Genomic DNA, 13,216 nt, shown 5'->3' with positions numbered 1-13,216 from the left:
CGCTTCCTCCCCCTCCGTCGCCTTCGGCGCCACCTCCCCCTTGCGGGGGAGGATTGATCGCCCGTCGGCGGCCCCGCAGACCAACCGTCACCCCGGACGTGTTCCGGGGTCCACCGGGAGGCCAGCGCGAAGCAAGCGGCTCTGAGCGGCGCGCGGGAGGATGAGTGGACCCCGGCACAGGGCCGGGTGACGAGCTTTATAGTTCCGTTGCGGTCGAAGCGGGCTTTTTTCCCATCACCCACGCAAAGAACCGCGGGATCGGCGCATTCCGCTCCATCCATTCGCTATAGGCCCGGTAGTCGGGGTCTTCGCCGAGATGCTTTTCCTCGGTCTTGGCGCGGACATAATAGATCAGGCTGACGAGCCCAAGCAGCAGGCTCGCGCGCGCCGCGTCGGCGAGGCTGCCCGTCGTGACCAGCAACGGGCAGGTCGCGATCCACCAGAACAGGTTCTTCGACAGATAGGCCGGGTGCCGCGTCCAGGCATAGGGACCATGCGTGATGATCCCGCGATGCGTGAGGTTGGAGAAGCGGAACCCGAACGCCATCGTCGCCCAGGCATAGATCGCGGTCAGCGCCACCAGCACCGCACCGACGATCCACAACAGCACATCATGCCCCGCCAGCCAGTGCGTCCAGTCCGACGTGCCGGGATGATAGTCGAGCGGCCCGCCATTGCCCATCAGGATGAACGGCGGGTAGCAGATCAGCGCCACCGCCCACGCCCCCGCATAGGGATTGGCGGTGCGGATATGGCTGTCGAGCGGGCGGAAGGTGAGGATATAGCCGACCGTCGCAAACGCCACGTCGAGCATGAACATGCCGGTGATCAGCCAGTTGGCGAGTGCGATCGGGTTGGTCAGGATGCCGCTCGCGTCCGCACGCACGAACGCCCCAAACCCCGGCGGAACAATCGCGAGCATGAAGGCGAGGAAGAACGCCTTCACCGCCCAGCTGCGCAAATGATTGTGGATCGCGGCCTCGTCCACCGGCTCCTTCGACCCGATCAGCCACGCGCCCAGCATGAAGGCGCCGTCCTTGGGCTTTTCGAGGTGGCGGTCGATCCACAGCACATAGGGGATCGACAGGATGAACAATGCGGGCGCGGCCATCTGGAAACACCACATGGCAAAGGCGAAATTGCCCTCCCAGTAGAAACGGCACACGGCATAGATGCCCGCGATCCCGCCCCAGGTCAGCCACAGCCCGGCGAGCTTGGTGATTGAAATGTCGAGCGTTTCCTTGAGCGGGCGCGGATCGCTCCACTTGACCCCGGTCGTCGGATTGCGGTGCACCTTGTCGACGAACACCGCCCACAACACCATCGGGATGCCACCCGCCGCGAGGTTGACCAACGCCGCGAAGGGACCGTCGAGGCCATAGGTCCGCGCGACGGTCAGCCAGATCGCCATCCCGACCAGGCCGGCCAGGCCGCATCCGGTGCTGACGGCGGATTTGGGCCGCGGATCGGCCTTGACGCTGCGGGCAAGGGCGGGGTCGTGATACATGGTGCATCGTCTAGCGCGAAAATGGTAAGCAAGCCGTGAAGCCTGTTTGCGCCAAGGCTTTACCTCCCCGCCCCAGACTGATTAGGGTAACAAAATAACCCGACCCCTCCCGAAAGGTTCGTTCATGCGTCGCGCCGTTGCGCTCACCGTCCTGTTGCTCGCCACTTCCGCTGCCACCGCCCAGAACAGCACCCCCCAGCCGCTGCCGTTCGACAACCGCCTCCCGGTCGCCAAGGATGTCGCCTATCCCGGCACGATGACGGTCACGGTGGATGCGACCGACGTTCAGCAGGCGATCTATCGCGTGAAGCAGGTGATCCCGGTTGCCGACGCCGGTCCCATGGTGCTGATGATGCCCGCCTGGCTGCCCGGCAAGCACGCCGCGCGCGGCGAGATCGAGAAGCTGGCGGGCCTCAAGATCAGCGCCAATGGCAAGGCGGTGGCCTGGACTCGTGACACGGTCGACGTCTGGGCGTTCCATGTCGACGTTCCAGCGGGCGCGAAGCAGCTCGATATCGAATTCCAGTTCGTCGGTGCCACCGACCGCGATCAGGGCCGCGTGTCGATCGCGCCGACCATGCTGAACCTGCAATTCGAACAGGTCAGCCTCTATCCCGCCGGCTATTTCACGCGCCGCATCCCGGTGTCGGCGACCGTGACCTACCCCAAGGGCTGGACCGCGGTGTCGGGCCTGCCCGCCAAAAAGGTGGGCGACTCCTATGTCTACGAAATCACCGACTATGAAACGCTGATCGACTCGCCGGTGTTCGCCGGGCGCAACTATCGCGAGTTTAAGCTGTCGGACCGGGTCGACCTCAACGTCTTCGCCGACGAGCCGGAGGAACTGGACGCCAAGCCCGAGCAGATCGAGGCGCACAAGAAGCTGGTCGAACAGTCGGTGAAGCTGTTCGGCGCGCAGCATTACGACCAATATGAGTTCCTGCTCGCGATCAGCGACGAGATGGGCGGCATCGGCCTGGAGCATCACCGCAGTTCCGAGAACGGCGTCGGCCCCGGCTATTTCACCAAGTGGAGCGAGGGTCCGGGCTCGCGCAATCTGCTCCCGCACGAATTCGTGCACAGCTGGAACGGCAAGTTCCGCCGCGGCAACGACAGCTGGACCCCCGATTTCCGCACCCCGATGCGCGACTCCTTGTTGTGGGTTTATGAGGGGCAGACGCAATTCTGGGGCTATGTCCTCCAGGCGCGCTCCGGCATCGTGAGCAAGCAGGACACGCTCGACATGCTCGCCAACATCGCCGCCAGCCTCGACAACCGCCCGGCCCGCCAATGGCGTCCGCTGGTCGACACCACCAACGATCCGATCATCTCCGCGCGCCGTCCGAAGGGCTGGGTCAGCTGGCAGCGGTCGGAGGATTATTACAATGAAGGCCTGCTGATCTGGCTGGAGGCCGACGCCAAGCTGCGTGAGCTGTCACGCGGCAAGAAGTCGATGGACGATTTCGCGCGCGCCTTTTTCGGGATGCGCGACGGCGACTGGGGCGTGCTGACCTATGACCTCGCCGAGGTCGCGGCGACGCTGAACGGGATCCAGCCCTATGACTGGGCCGGGTTCCTGAAGGCGCGCGTCTATGATGTCGCGCCCAAGGCGCCGCTCGCCGGCTTCACCGAAAATGGCTACCGCCTGATCTACACCGACGAGCCGACCGCAGCGTTCAAGAATGCGGAAAAGCGCGCGAGCCGCGCCGATTTCAGCTACTCCTTGGGCCTTGCCGTGGGCAAGGGCGGGGCGATCGGCAGCGTCACATGGGACTCGCCTGCGTTCAATGCCGGGCTCGACCTTGGCGACACGATCGTCGCGGTCGCGGGCCGGGAATATAGCGATGACCGGTTGAAGGCCGCGATCGTCGAGGCCAAGACCAGCAAGGCCCCGATCAAGTTGCTCGTGAAAAGCGGCACGCGCTACCGCGAAACGGCCATCGACTATAGCGGCGGCCTGCGCTATCCGCGCCTCGAAAAAATCGGCACCGGAGAGGGTGGCCTGGACAGGTTGTTGCAGGCCCGTTGACGCGGGCAAGGCATCGGCCGACCAGATAACAAGGATCAACCATGCGTATCGACAAAATCTCTGTCGGCGACGACGCGCCGCACAGCCTCAACGTCATCATCGAAGTGCCGACCGGCGGTGAACCGGTGAAGTATGAGTTCGACAAGGAATCGGGCGCGCTGTTCGTCGACCGCATCCTGCACACCCCGATGCGCTACCCGGCGAATTACGGCTTCGTGCCGCACACGCTGTCGCCCGATGGCGATCCGCTCGACGCGCTGGTGATCTCGCGCTCGCCCTTCATCCCGGGCTGCGTCGTGCGTGCGCGCCCGATCGGCGTGCTCAAGCTGGAAGACGAAGCCGGCGGCGACGAAAAGCTGATCTGCGTCCCCGTGGACACCACCTTCCCCTATTATTCGGACGTGGGCGAGCGGCAGGACCTGCCCTCGATCGTGCTTCAGCAGATCGAGCATTTCTTCAAACACTATAAGGACTTGGAGTCCGAAAAATGGGTCCGCATCGGCCAGTGGGGCGATGCCGAGGAAGCCAAGCGGATCGTGGTCGAGGCGATCGAAGCGGCCAAGCAGGCCAAGGCGGCGGCTGCGGCGGCCTAACGGCGCTTGCGTTTGACGGGTGCGCGCTGGCTCGCTTCCAGGGCCAGCGCCGCCCAACGCTGCATCGCCTCGGCGTCGTCATAGACGTCGTCCGGCGCGCGGCGATAGTTCATCGACACCGTCTCGCCATCCTTTCCGGTGAAGGTAAAGGGCGGGCATCCAGCTTCGTCCCACAAGGCCGCGCTGACCTTGTCGTTCTTGAAGTAGATCGCTTCCTCATCGACCACGGCGAAGACGCGGCCGTCGCAATAGAGGACGGCCGCACCCATCATCGGGCGGTGGGTGATGGTGCCGAGCGGCTCCAGCGCCTCCTTGGCCCAGTCGATCAGGCCCGCGTCAAACGCCATGGGCCAGCGCCGCCAGCGCGTCGTCCTGGATCCGCCAGCGTTCCCACCCATCGACATGCGCCGCACCGATGGTCCGGTAAAAGCCCTTGCCCAGCTCGTTCCAGTCGAGCACGTTCCACTCCAGCCGTGCCCCGCCGCGCTCGATGACCATCGCCGCCAGCCGCGACAGCAGCGCCCGGCCCAGCCCCACGCCGCGCGCATCCGGCTCGACGAACAGATCTTCCAGCCAGATGCCGGGCTTGCCCTCGAAGGTCGAAAAGGTCTGGAAATACAGCGCAAACCCGGCGGGCGCACCGTCGACCTCGCCGATCAGTACCTCGGCCGCCGGGCGCTGCCCGAACAGATGACGGTGGAGCGTCGCGTCGTCGAAGCGCACTTCATGGGCGAGCTTCTCATATTCGGCGAGCTTGCGGATGAACGCAGCGACCAGCTCGAAATCCGGCGCCTCGGCCTGACGGATCGTGATCAAATCTGTGCCTCCGTATCGGCGACCGGCGCATGGTCGCGCCGCCGCGCCGCGATGATGCAGCCGCCGACGATCAACGCCGCCCCGGCCACGGTGAACAGCGACACGCGCTCGCCGAACACCACCCAACCCCATAGGGTCGCCCACAAAAAACCGGTATATTCGGTCGGCGCAAGATAATTGGCCTCGGCCCGGGCATAGGCCCAGCTCAGCAGGAACAGCGACATCGTCGCCAGCACCGCCGCTAGCGCCAGCGCTGGAACATGCTCAACCGCGGGGAGCTTCAACAACCATGGCGCGACAAACAGGAACGCGATGGAAATAAACAGTGACTGGTAGAAGGCGACCTCCATCGGTCCCGCGACCAGCGACTGTTGCCGCATCAGGATGATGTTCCAGGCATAGGCGACCGCGGACGCGAGGATCGCGATCGCGCCCCAGAACGCCTCGCGCCCCAATTGCGCCTGTGCCTGTCCGAACAGGATCAGCACGACCCCGGCAAAGGCAAGCGCGGTAGCGATAATGGTGACGCGCGTGATCCGCTCTTTCAGCAGCCACGCCGCCAGGAACAGCGCGATGATCGGCGCGATAAACGCAAGCGCGATCGCCTGCGCCATCGGCACCCGGCCCAGCCCCCAGAAGAACAGGAACGCCATCACCGCCGACACCGCCGCGCGGATGAGGTGCAGCCGCATCGCCTCCCGGCTCGGTCGCCTGGGTCGCGACAGCGCATAGGGGACGCCGCTCGCCACAATCCCCGCCATCGTCCGCCAGGTCAGCGCGTTATAGGCCCCCAGCGCCAGCACCAGCCCCTTCATCACCGCATCCATCGACGAGAAAATGGCGATGCCGAGCGACGCAGCGGCAAAGGCGATGAGGGGGGAGGCGGGGCGCGACATCGCCGCCGCCTAGCGCGCCGGGCGCGGGAAGGCGAGGGTCAGCGGATCATACGGATGTCGAGACCAACATTGGCCTCGGCCATGCGGCGGTCGGCGGTAAGAATGGTTGATTGACGCTCACGCGCCAGCGCTAGGCACGCGCGATCGCCCAGCGAGAGGCCCAGATGTCGGGTCAGCGGACGGTACGCGGCGGCCTGAATGGCGTGGTGATGCTGAAACGCGACGATATCGATCTCAAAGCGCGCAAGCTGTTCGGCTGCATCGTCATGCGGCACATTCCTGTCGGCCATGCGCTGAAGGAATTCGCTCATGTTGACTGCGGACATCAGCGCCCCCTTCGCCAATGCTGCCACCACCCCGCCGCCGCGCTCACCCAAGGCAAGCGCGATGATCGCGGACGCATCTAGAACGCAGCTCATTTGGTTTTGTGATACTCGGCGAGCCATTCCTGCGTGCGCCGATCTTCTTCCTCGGCTTCGCGGCGCTTATCGGCGATGAACTCATCGACAAGGCTGCCTTCGTATGGCCCGACCATGGCTTTGAACTTGGCCTGCACCTCTTTCACGACCTGCGCGTAGGTCTTGAGGATGAATTGGCCCCGTTCATCGCGCTCGATCACGATCGAATCGCCATCTTTCACGCCGAGCGCGCGCCGCACCTCGGCAGGGACGACGATCTTGCCGCCCGCGATCATCTTGGCGTGATAGGTCATGTCCGATCCTTTCGGACCTGACACGTAGCACAGGACCTATTCGGCGGCTACTACCTGCGCCTCACTCGCCGCCTCGATCTCCGCTGCCTTGGCCTCGACCAGCTTGACGATATGGTCGAGCATGTCGGCGTCCTCGACTGTGTGATCGGTGACCCCGGCCAGATAGACCATGTGCTTGCCATTACCGCCACCGGTCAGGCCGATATCGGTCTCGCGCGCTTCGCCGGGGCCGTTGACGACGCAGCCGAGGACGCTGAGCGACAGCGGCGTGCGGATATGCTGGAGTCGTTCCTCCAGCGTCTGGACGGTGCGGATCACGTCGAACCCCTGGCGCGCGCAGCTGGGGCAGCTCACCACGCGCACGCCGCGATTGCGGATGCCGAGCGCCTTCAGGATCTCGAACCCGACGCGCACTTCTTCTTCCGGCTCGGCGGAGAGCGACACGCGGATCGTGTCGCCGATCCCGAACCACAGCAACGATCCGATGCCGATCGCGCTCTTCACCGTTCCGCCGACGAAGCCGCCGGCCTCGGTGATGCCGAGGTGCAGCGGGCAATCGACCGCTTCGGCGAGCTGCTGATAGGCGGCGGTGGCGAGGAACAGGTCGCTCGCCTTCACCGCGACCTTGAACTCGTGAAAATCGCGGTCCTGCAACAGCTTGATATGGTCGAGCGCGCTTTCGACCAGCGCCTCGGGGCAGGGCTCGCCATATTTTTCGAGCAGATCCTTCTCGAGCGACCCCGCGTTGACGCCGATGCGGATCGCGCAGCCATTGGCCTTGGCCGCGTTGACCACTTCGTTGACGCGATCGGCCGATCCGATGTTGCCGGGGTTGATGCGCAGGCACGCCGCGCCCGCATCCGCGGCTTCCAGCGCGCGCTTGTAATGGAAGTGGATGTCGGCGACGATCGGCACGCGCGCGGCGCGGACGATCTGCTTGAGCGCAGCAGTGCTTTCGACATCGGGGCACGAGACGCGGATGATGTCCGCGCCGGCATCCTCGCACCGGCGAATCTGGTTGAGCGTCGCGACCGGATCGGACGTTGGGGTGTTGGTCATCGTCTGCACGGTGACCGGGGCATCGCCGCCCACCGGGACGTTGCCGACCATGATCTGACGGCTGTGGCGGCGCGTGATATCGCGCCAGGGACGCACGGACATGGAAGTTCCTCTCGGGTTCGCTGCGCCTATAGCCTATCGCCGGGCGGCGAGAAAGGCGGCGACGCGCGCAACCGCATTCTGGCGCAGGTCCATCCAGAATAGCGGGATGTCGAGCGCGGCATAGCTGCCATCCGGCCCGGCCAGTGCGGCATAGATCCCGCCCGGATCGGACACGCGCAGCACGCCATCCCGGTCGCACCGCGCGCTCACCAGCCCCGCATCGGGCGCGCGCGGCGCTTCGGGAAACTCCGCACCGTTGCGCATCCACGCCCCGCGATGCGCGCTGCGGGGCGCCGCTTCGGGGCCGGTCGTCCAGCTGATCGGATTGGAGCACAGGATCGGCGGGCGGTGGCGCAGCCGCCGGCTGTCCTCGGCCCGGCTGACCCAGCTGACGACGCAGCCGTTGTCGGTCGCGCTGCTGCACGCCGCGATGGCGCGTCGCGCGCCCAGCCAGTCGTGCGTCACCGGCGTGCCGACCAGATAAGCGGCGACCATCCGCCCCGCGACCGGCCGGCCATCGATCACCCGCTCGATCAGCAGCTGCGCGATCCGCGCCCCCTCGCCATGCCCGGCAAGGATGAAGGGCCGGTCGCCAACGCGCGCGCGAAATACGGCAAAGGCGCGCGCGACATCGGAATAGGCTAGCTCCCGCGCTGCGGGATCGTCTCCCGCCGGGTTCATCTGGCGATAGCGCGGCGCATAGATTGCGCAGCAAGCGTTGAACGCGCTCGCATGGTTGCGGAGCGTCGTCTGCCCGACATCGCCGTTGAACCAGACATCGGTCGTGTCGGCGTTCCACACCGCACGGCGCAGCGGGACGGACGCATGGATGAAGAAGACATCGACCGGAGCCTGCAATTGCTGCGCCTCCGCCACGCCCTGCGGTGTCATGTCGCCATCGTCGCGGATCCAGGGCAGCGATGCCCAGTGGGCGGGACCGTCATAGTCCGGCGCGGGCGGCACGTTCGCCGCATCGAAGCGCCCGGCGGGCGGCGTATCGGCGGTGATCGCCCGCTGCGCGCTGACGGGTGCCGACGTCGCGCCGATCGCCAGCGCCATGCCGAATAAGGTCCTTCGCAGCATCGACGCTCCCGCTAACCAATTGGTGAGGCTCGACCGCCTATAGCGCGGCGTGTGAGTGAAGCGAACCTTGGACAGACGCACACCGGGCGGCATTTCGGCCTCGACTGGCTGCGCATTGCCGCGTTCGCGCTGCTGATCGTCTATCACATCGCCATGGTCTTCTCGCCCTGGCCATGGGTGATCCATACCGATTACAATTTCGCGTGGCTGATCGCGCCGATGGCGTTGCTGACGCCGTGGCGGCTGCCGCTGCTGTTCGCCGTGTCGGGCTTTGCTTCATGGCATTTGTTCGCACGGTCGCGCGGTCCGCGCGCATTTTTCCGCGCGCGCAACCTGCGCCTGCTGGTTCCGCTCGCTTTCGGCATGGTGGTGCTGATCCCGATCGAGATGTGGGTGCGCGTGGTCGCGGCGGGCTATCCGCACGGCTATCTGCAGTTCTGGACCAGTGATTACTGGCGTATCGGCGACTATTGGGGGCGCAGCTTCCCGAGCTGGGAGCATCTGTGGTTCGTGGTCTATCTCTGGGCCTATACAGCAGTGCTCGCGCTGATCCTGTGGCGCGGGCGGCATCACTATGACGCGCTGGTCGCGCGGTTCGTGCCATGGGTGGCACAGGGGTGGCGGATGGTGTGGGTGCCCGCGATCCTGCTGGTGATCGCGCGGCTGGGGCTGCAATTCGTGGTCGCGGATGAGCAAGGGCTGCTGCGCGACTGGGCGGGCCATGCGCATTTCTTCCCGCTGTTCCTGTTCGGCTTTGTGCTCGCCGGTTCGCCCATCCTGTGGCCGACCTTGCGCCGCGTATGGGGTGGGGCGTTGGCGCTGGCTGCCGTCAGCGGGGTTGCCGTGCTCGTGGTCGAAACCAACTACCCCGGCAATACGGTGCCGCCGCACTGGGTGATGGCGGTCGCGCGCGCGGGGCAGGTGACGATGGGCTGGGCGATGACGCTGGTGCTGATCCAGTTCGCCGACCGCTTCTGGAACCGCGACCATCGCTGGCGCAAGACGATGGCAGAGGCGGTGTTCCCCTTCTACCTCGTCCACCAGCCCGCCATCGTGCTGATCGCCTGGCACACGCTCCCGCTGCATCTGTCGGCGGGGGTGGAGTTCCTCGTCCTGCTCGGCGGAACGGCGCTCGCCTGTACGCTGACCTATCTGATCGGGCGCGAGATCGGCTGGCTGCGTCCCCTGATCGGGCTCGGTCCGCGCGCACCGATGGCTGCCGCGCAACGGTCGCCGCAAATCGCCTGAGCCGCCCGTCGGGGCGGCTTTCACCCGGCGCATTCCCCCGCTAAGGCGCGCGGGTGGAACGGCATTATGGCATGGACTGGCTGCGGATCGGGGCGTTCGGCCTGCTGATCTTCTACCATATCGGCATGGTCTTTGTGCCATGGGGTTATCATGTGAAGACCGCCGAGCCCGCCGCATGGGTCACGGTGCCGATGCTGTTCACCAACCCTTGGCGGCTAACCCTGTTGTTCGTCGTGTCGGGCTATGCCAGCCGCGCGCTGTGGTTCAAGTCGCGCGAAGCCGGGCAGTTCATGGCCGATCGCAGCTGGCGGCTGATCCTGCCGTTGCTGTTCGGCGTCGCCATCATCGTCCCCCCGCAAAGCTGGGTCGAGCTGCGCACGCAATGGGCCTATCCGTTCGATTACTGGACCTTCTGGACCCAGCATTACTGGTATTTCGGCGATTTCGGCCCGATCATCCTGCCGACGTGGAACCATCTGTGGTTCGTCGGCTATCTCTATCTCTACACGCTCGGCCTGGTGCTGATCGCCAGCCTGCCCGGCGGCGCCACGGCGCAGCGTATATTCGACCGACTGTTTTCGGGCACCCGCGTGCTGCTGTTGCCCGCCGCCTGGCTGTTAATGACGCAGGTGGTGGTGTTTCAGCGCTGGAGCGACAGCCATGACGTGATCAACGACGGAGTCGCGCACCTCGCTTACTTCCCAGCCTTCCTGTTCGGCTTTGCGCTGGCCGGGTCGAAGCCGGTGATGGGGTGGATCGCGCGGCTGTGGAAGCCGGCGCTGGCGATTGGCCTCGCCGGATACGCCGTCACCGCCGCGATCGACATCGCCTATACCGTCAAGACGCCGTGGCTGGCGGAACGCTCGATGCTCGCCGCGCGCTACATTCAGGCGTGGATGATGATCGCGGCGCTGATCGGGATCGCCGAAGTCTATCTCAACCGCGACCACCGCCTGCGCCCGATGCTGACCGAGGCGGTGTTCCCCTTCTACCTGATCCATCAGACGATCATCGTCGTCGCGATGTACTGGCTGCTCAAGCTGGCGCTGCCCGCCGCGGTCGAGTTCGCAGTGCTGGTGCCGGTGACGATGCTGGGCTGCTGGCTGTTCTATCGCTTTGGCCGCGAAGTGCCGTGGCTGCGGCCGCTGATCGGCCTGCGCTATGCCCGCCGCGTCGCCGCGCCGTCTAAACTGACCCCGGAGGCCGTATGAACCGCCTTTCCCTGCTGATCGGAGCCCTGCTGATGTCCGCCCCCGCCACCGCGCAAAGCCAACCCGACTGGACGCTCGTCATCCATGGCGGTGCTGGGGTGCTCGAACGCGACAAGATGACGCCGGAGCGCGAAGCGGCAGCGCGCAAGGGGCTGGACGCGGCGCTGGAAGCGGGATCGAAGGTCCTGGCCAAGGGCGGCAGTGCGCTCGACGCGGTCGAGGCGGCAGTCAAGGTGCTGGAGGACGATCCGCACTTCAACGCCGGGCGCGGCGCGGTCTTCACCTATGAAGGCGCCAACGAACTCGACGCCGCGATCATGGACGGGGCGGACCGCCGCGCTGGCGCGGTCGCCGGGGTCACCCGGACCAAGAACCCGATCGCCCTCGCGCGCAAGGTGATGGAGGACAGCCCGCACGTTATGCTCGCGGGCAAGGGCGCGGACGTGTTCAGCGCGGAAAAGGGGCTGGAGCAGGTCGGCCCCGAATGGTTCGCGACCGAGGAGCGCCGCCAGCAGCTTGAGAAGATGAAGGCGCAGAAGACCAGCTGGTTCGATGTCGACATGAAGTACGGCACGGTCGGCGCGGTGGCGCGCGACAAGGCAGGCAACGTCGCCGCCGCGACCTCCACCGGCGGCGTCACCGGCAAGCGCTGGGGCCGGGTGGGCGATTCGCCGCTGATCGGTGCCGGCACCTATGCCGACAACCGCGCCTGCGCCGTCTCGGCGACCGGGGCAGGGGAGTTCTTCATCCGCGAGGGCGTCGCCCACGAAATCTGCGCCCGCGTGCGCTTCAAGGGCGAAAGCCTCAAGGCCGCAGCCGACACCGTCATGGCTGAAACCCGCGCGCTGGGCGGCACTGGCGGCGTCATCGTCACCGGCCCGAACGGCGAGACGGCGTGGAGCTTCAACACGCCCGGCATGTATCGCGGCAAGGTTTCGGCGGGCGGCACCAAGACCGTCGCGATCTATGGCGACGAGGACTGATCCAAAAAATCCTGCCCGGAGGGGGAGGATTCAGTAGAGGCTTCACATGATTCGTTCCCTCATCGCGCTGTTCGCGCTCGCCGCCAGTTTTGTCGCCACCCCCGCGCTCGCTTATTGGGAGTTCGGGCATCAGACCGTGGCGACGATCGCCTACAAGAATGTGAAGCCCGAAACCCGCCGCGCGATCGATCGCCTGCTGGCGCGACAGGGATTACTCGAAACCCCGACCTGCCCGGCAAAAACGCTGGAAGAGGCGAGCGTGTGGGCCGACTGCATCAAGCCGCTGGGGCAGCGGTTCAGCTATGCCTACAACTGGCACTATCAGAATGTGAACATCTGCAAGCCGTTCACGCTCAAGGGCAATTGCCCCGACGGCAATTGCGTCTCGGCGCAGATCGAACGCGGCGTGAAGCTGTTGCAGGACAAGGACGTGCCGGTCCGCGAAAAGGTGATGGCGCTCGCCTTCCTCACCCATTTCGTCGGCGACCTGCACCAGCCGCTACACGCGGGCGACAAGGGCGATCTTGGCGGCAACCGCGCGCGCACCGATTACGGCATCTACGGCCCGGAGCGGCTCAACCTGCACAGCATCACGGATGGCTGGCTGGCCGAGCGCGCGATCACCTCGCCCCCGCCGGTGGTCCAGGTCTATTCCGCCGAAGAGCGCGCCAAGGAAAGCGCCGGCACGGTCGAGGACTGGAGCCGCGAGAATTGGCAGGCGTCGCACATGGCCTATGAGGCCGCGTTCGACGGCGATCCATGCCGCGCCGACCTGCCCGCACGCGGCAAGCTCGACGCCGCCGACATCGAAAAGCTGGTCCCGATGATGCAGGCGCAGATCAAGCGCGGCGGCCTGCGCCTCGCCCGCCTGCTCGACGAAGCCTTCGGCCCGCCCCCGCCGGTGCAGCCGAAGCGGTAAGGAAATCCTCCCCCGCCAGGGGGAGGTGGCGCCGAAGGCGACGGAGGGGGAGGACGGC

General features: G+C 66.0%; 14 protein-coding genes. 6 read left to right on the top strand and 8 right to left on the bottom strand.

The genetic code is table 11. From position 1 onward, the window contains the following. Positions 1–196: 196 nt before the first annotated feature. Positions 197–1,507 (bottom strand): methyltransferase family protein, encoded by a 1,311-nt coding sequence (locus AX681_RS18635; RefSeq protein WP_197421859.1) that lies wholly within the window; start codon positions 1,505–1,507, stop codon positions 197–199. A 124-nt stretch (positions 1,508–1,631) separates the two neighbouring features. On the opposite strand from AX681_RS18635, the gene AX681_RS18630 reads away from it, so the two are divergent. Then, positions 1,632–3,536: a M61 family metallopeptidase gene (locus AX681_RS18630; RefSeq protein ID WP_066658816.1), complete on the top strand. Its 1,905-nt coding sequence runs from the start codon at positions 1,632–1,634 to the stop codon at positions 3,534–3,536. A 41-nt stretch (positions 3,537–3,577) separates the two neighbouring features. After that, on the top strand, positions 3,578–4,129 hold the full coding sequence (gene ppa, locus AX681_RS18625; RefSeq protein WP_066658819.1) for an inorganic diphosphatase: 552 nt from the start codon (positions 3,578–3,580) through the stop codon (positions 4,127–4,129). Here ppa and AX681_RS18620 read toward each other — a convergent pair. Genes AX681_RS18620 through AX681_RS18590 form a run of 7 tightly spaced genes read right to left on the bottom strand, consistent with a single transcriptional unit; the run spans position 4,126 to position 8,797 of the window. Then, positions 4,126–4,476, bottom strand: a complete 351-nt coding sequence (locus AX681_RS18620; RefSeq protein WP_066658822.1) for a TfoX/Sxy family protein — start codon at positions 4,474–4,476, stop codon at positions 4,126–4,128. The two genes, ppa and AX681_RS18620, sit on opposite strands and share 4 nt — an antisense overlap. Further along, complete coding sequence (locus AX681_RS18615) at positions 4,466–4,945, bottom strand: GNAT family N-acetyltransferase (RefSeq protein WP_066658825.1); 480 nt, start codon at positions 4,943–4,945, stop codon at positions 4,466–4,468. The genes AX681_RS18620 and AX681_RS18615 overlap by 11 nt, the downstream gene beginning before the upstream one ends. Further along, positions 4,942–5,841, bottom strand: a complete 900-nt coding sequence (locus AX681_RS18610; protein WP_066658828.1) for a DMT family transporter — start codon at positions 5,839–5,841, stop codon at positions 4,942–4,944. Before AX681_RS18610 ends, AX681_RS18615 begins: the two co-directional genes overlap by 4 nt. A gap of 38 nt (positions 5,842–5,879) precedes the next feature. Further along, on the bottom strand, positions 5,880–6,260 hold the full coding sequence (locus AX681_RS18605) for a type II toxin-antitoxin system VapC family toxin (RefSeq protein WP_066658831.1): 381 nt from the start codon (positions 6,258–6,260) through the stop codon (positions 5,880–5,882). Then, on the bottom strand, positions 6,257–6,553 hold the full coding sequence (locus tag AX681_RS18600) for an AbrB/MazE/SpoVT family DNA-binding domain-containing protein (protein ID WP_066658834.1): 297 nt from the start codon (positions 6,551–6,553) through the stop codon (positions 6,257–6,259). The genes AX681_RS18605 and AX681_RS18600 overlap by 4 nt, the downstream gene beginning before the upstream one ends. Positions 6,554–6,589: 36 nt before the next feature. Further along, entirely contained in the window at positions 6,590–7,714 is a 1,125-nt protein-coding gene (ispG, locus tag AX681_RS18595; protein ID WP_066658837.1) for a flavodoxin-dependent (E)-4-hydroxy-3-methylbut-2-enyl-diphosphate synthase, read from the bottom strand. A 33-nt stretch (positions 7,715–7,747) separates the two neighbouring features. Beyond that, a complete protein-coding gene (locus AX681_RS18590; protein ID WP_197424327.1) occupies positions 7,748–8,797 on the bottom strand; it encodes a DUF3089 domain-containing protein in 1,050 nt (349 codons plus the stop codon). A gap of 51 nt (positions 8,798–8,848) precedes the next feature. Here AX681_RS18590 and AX681_RS18585 point away from each other — a divergent pair, with 51 nt between their 5' ends. Genes AX681_RS18585 through AX681_RS18570 form a run of 4 tightly spaced genes read left to right on the top strand, consistent with a single transcriptional unit; the run spans position 8,849 to position 13,158 of the window. Then, entirely contained in the window at positions 8,849–10,045 is a 1,197-nt protein-coding gene (locus AX681_RS18585) for an acyltransferase family protein (protein WP_066662821.1), read from the top strand. Positions 10,046–10,098: 53 nt separating this feature from the next. Next, positions 10,099–11,256 carry an acyltransferase family protein gene (locus AX681_RS18580; protein ID WP_066662824.1) on the top strand — a complete coding sequence of 386 codons (1,158 nt, stop codon included), beginning with the start codon at positions 10,099–10,101 and terminating at the stop codon, positions 11,254–11,256. Between the two features lie 32 nt (positions 11,257–11,288). Then, entirely contained in the window at positions 11,289–12,239 is a 951-nt protein-coding gene (locus tag AX681_RS18575; protein ID WP_066662829.1) for an isoaspartyl peptidase/L-asparaginase family protein, read from the top strand. 46 nt (positions 12,240–12,285) lie between these two features. Further along, positions 12,286–13,158, top strand: coding sequence for a S1/P1 nuclease (locus AX681_RS18570; RefSeq protein WP_066682604.1), 873 nt, complete (start codon positions 12,286–12,288; stop codon positions 13,156–13,158). The last annotated feature ends 58 nt before the right edge of the window (positions 13,159–13,216 follow it).

It is taken from the genome of Sphingomonas sp. CCH9-E2, from assembly GCF_001557215.1.
Classification (GTDB): Bacteria; Pseudomonadota; Alphaproteobacteria; order Sphingomonadales; family Sphingomonadaceae; genus Sphingomonas.
This window is presented reverse-complemented; position numbering and strand designations above follow the sequence as displayed.

Coding starts and splice junctions, on each gene's coding strand:
- AX681_RS18630 (WP_066658816.1), top strand. CDS start 1,632: ATGCGTCGCGCCGTTGCGCTCACCGTCCTGTTGCTCGCCACTTCCGCT.
- AX681_RS18605 (WP_066658831.1), bottom strand. CDS start 6,260: ATGAGCTGCGTTCTAGATGCGTCCGCGATCATCGCGCTTGCCTTGGGT.
- AX681_RS18600 (WP_066658834.1), bottom strand. CDS start 6,553: ATGACCTATCACGCCAAGATGATCGCGGGCGGCAAGATCGTCGTCCCT.
- AX681_RS18610 (WP_066658828.1), bottom strand. CDS start 5,841: ATGTCGCGCCCCGCCTCCCCCCTCATCGCCTTTGCCGCTGCGTCGCTC.
- AX681_RS18590 (WP_197424327.1), bottom strand. CDS start 8,797: ATGCTGCGAAGGACCTTATTCGGCATGGCGCTGGCGATCGGCGCGACG.
- ispG (WP_066658837.1), bottom strand. CDS start 7,714: ATGTCCGTGCGTCCCTGGCGCGATATCACGCGCCGCCACAGCCGTCAG.
- AX681_RS18570 (WP_066682604.1), top strand. CDS start 12,286: ATGATTCGTTCCCTCATCGCGCTGTTCGCGCTCGCCGCCAGTTTTGTC.
- ppa (WP_066658819.1), top strand. CDS start 3,578: ATGCGTATCGACAAAATCTCTGTCGGCGACGACGCGCCGCACAGCCTC.
- AX681_RS18635 (WP_197421859.1), bottom strand. CDS start 1,507: ATGTATCACGACCCCGCCCTTGCCCGCAGCGTCAAGGCCGATCCGCGG.
- AX681_RS18620 (WP_066658822.1), bottom strand. CDS start 4,476: ATGGCGTTTGACGCGGGCCTGATCGACTGGGCCAAGGAGGCGCTGGAG.
- AX681_RS18575 (WP_066662829.1), top strand. CDS start 11,289: ATGTCCGCCCCCGCCACCGCGCAAAGCCAACCCGACTGGACGCTCGTC.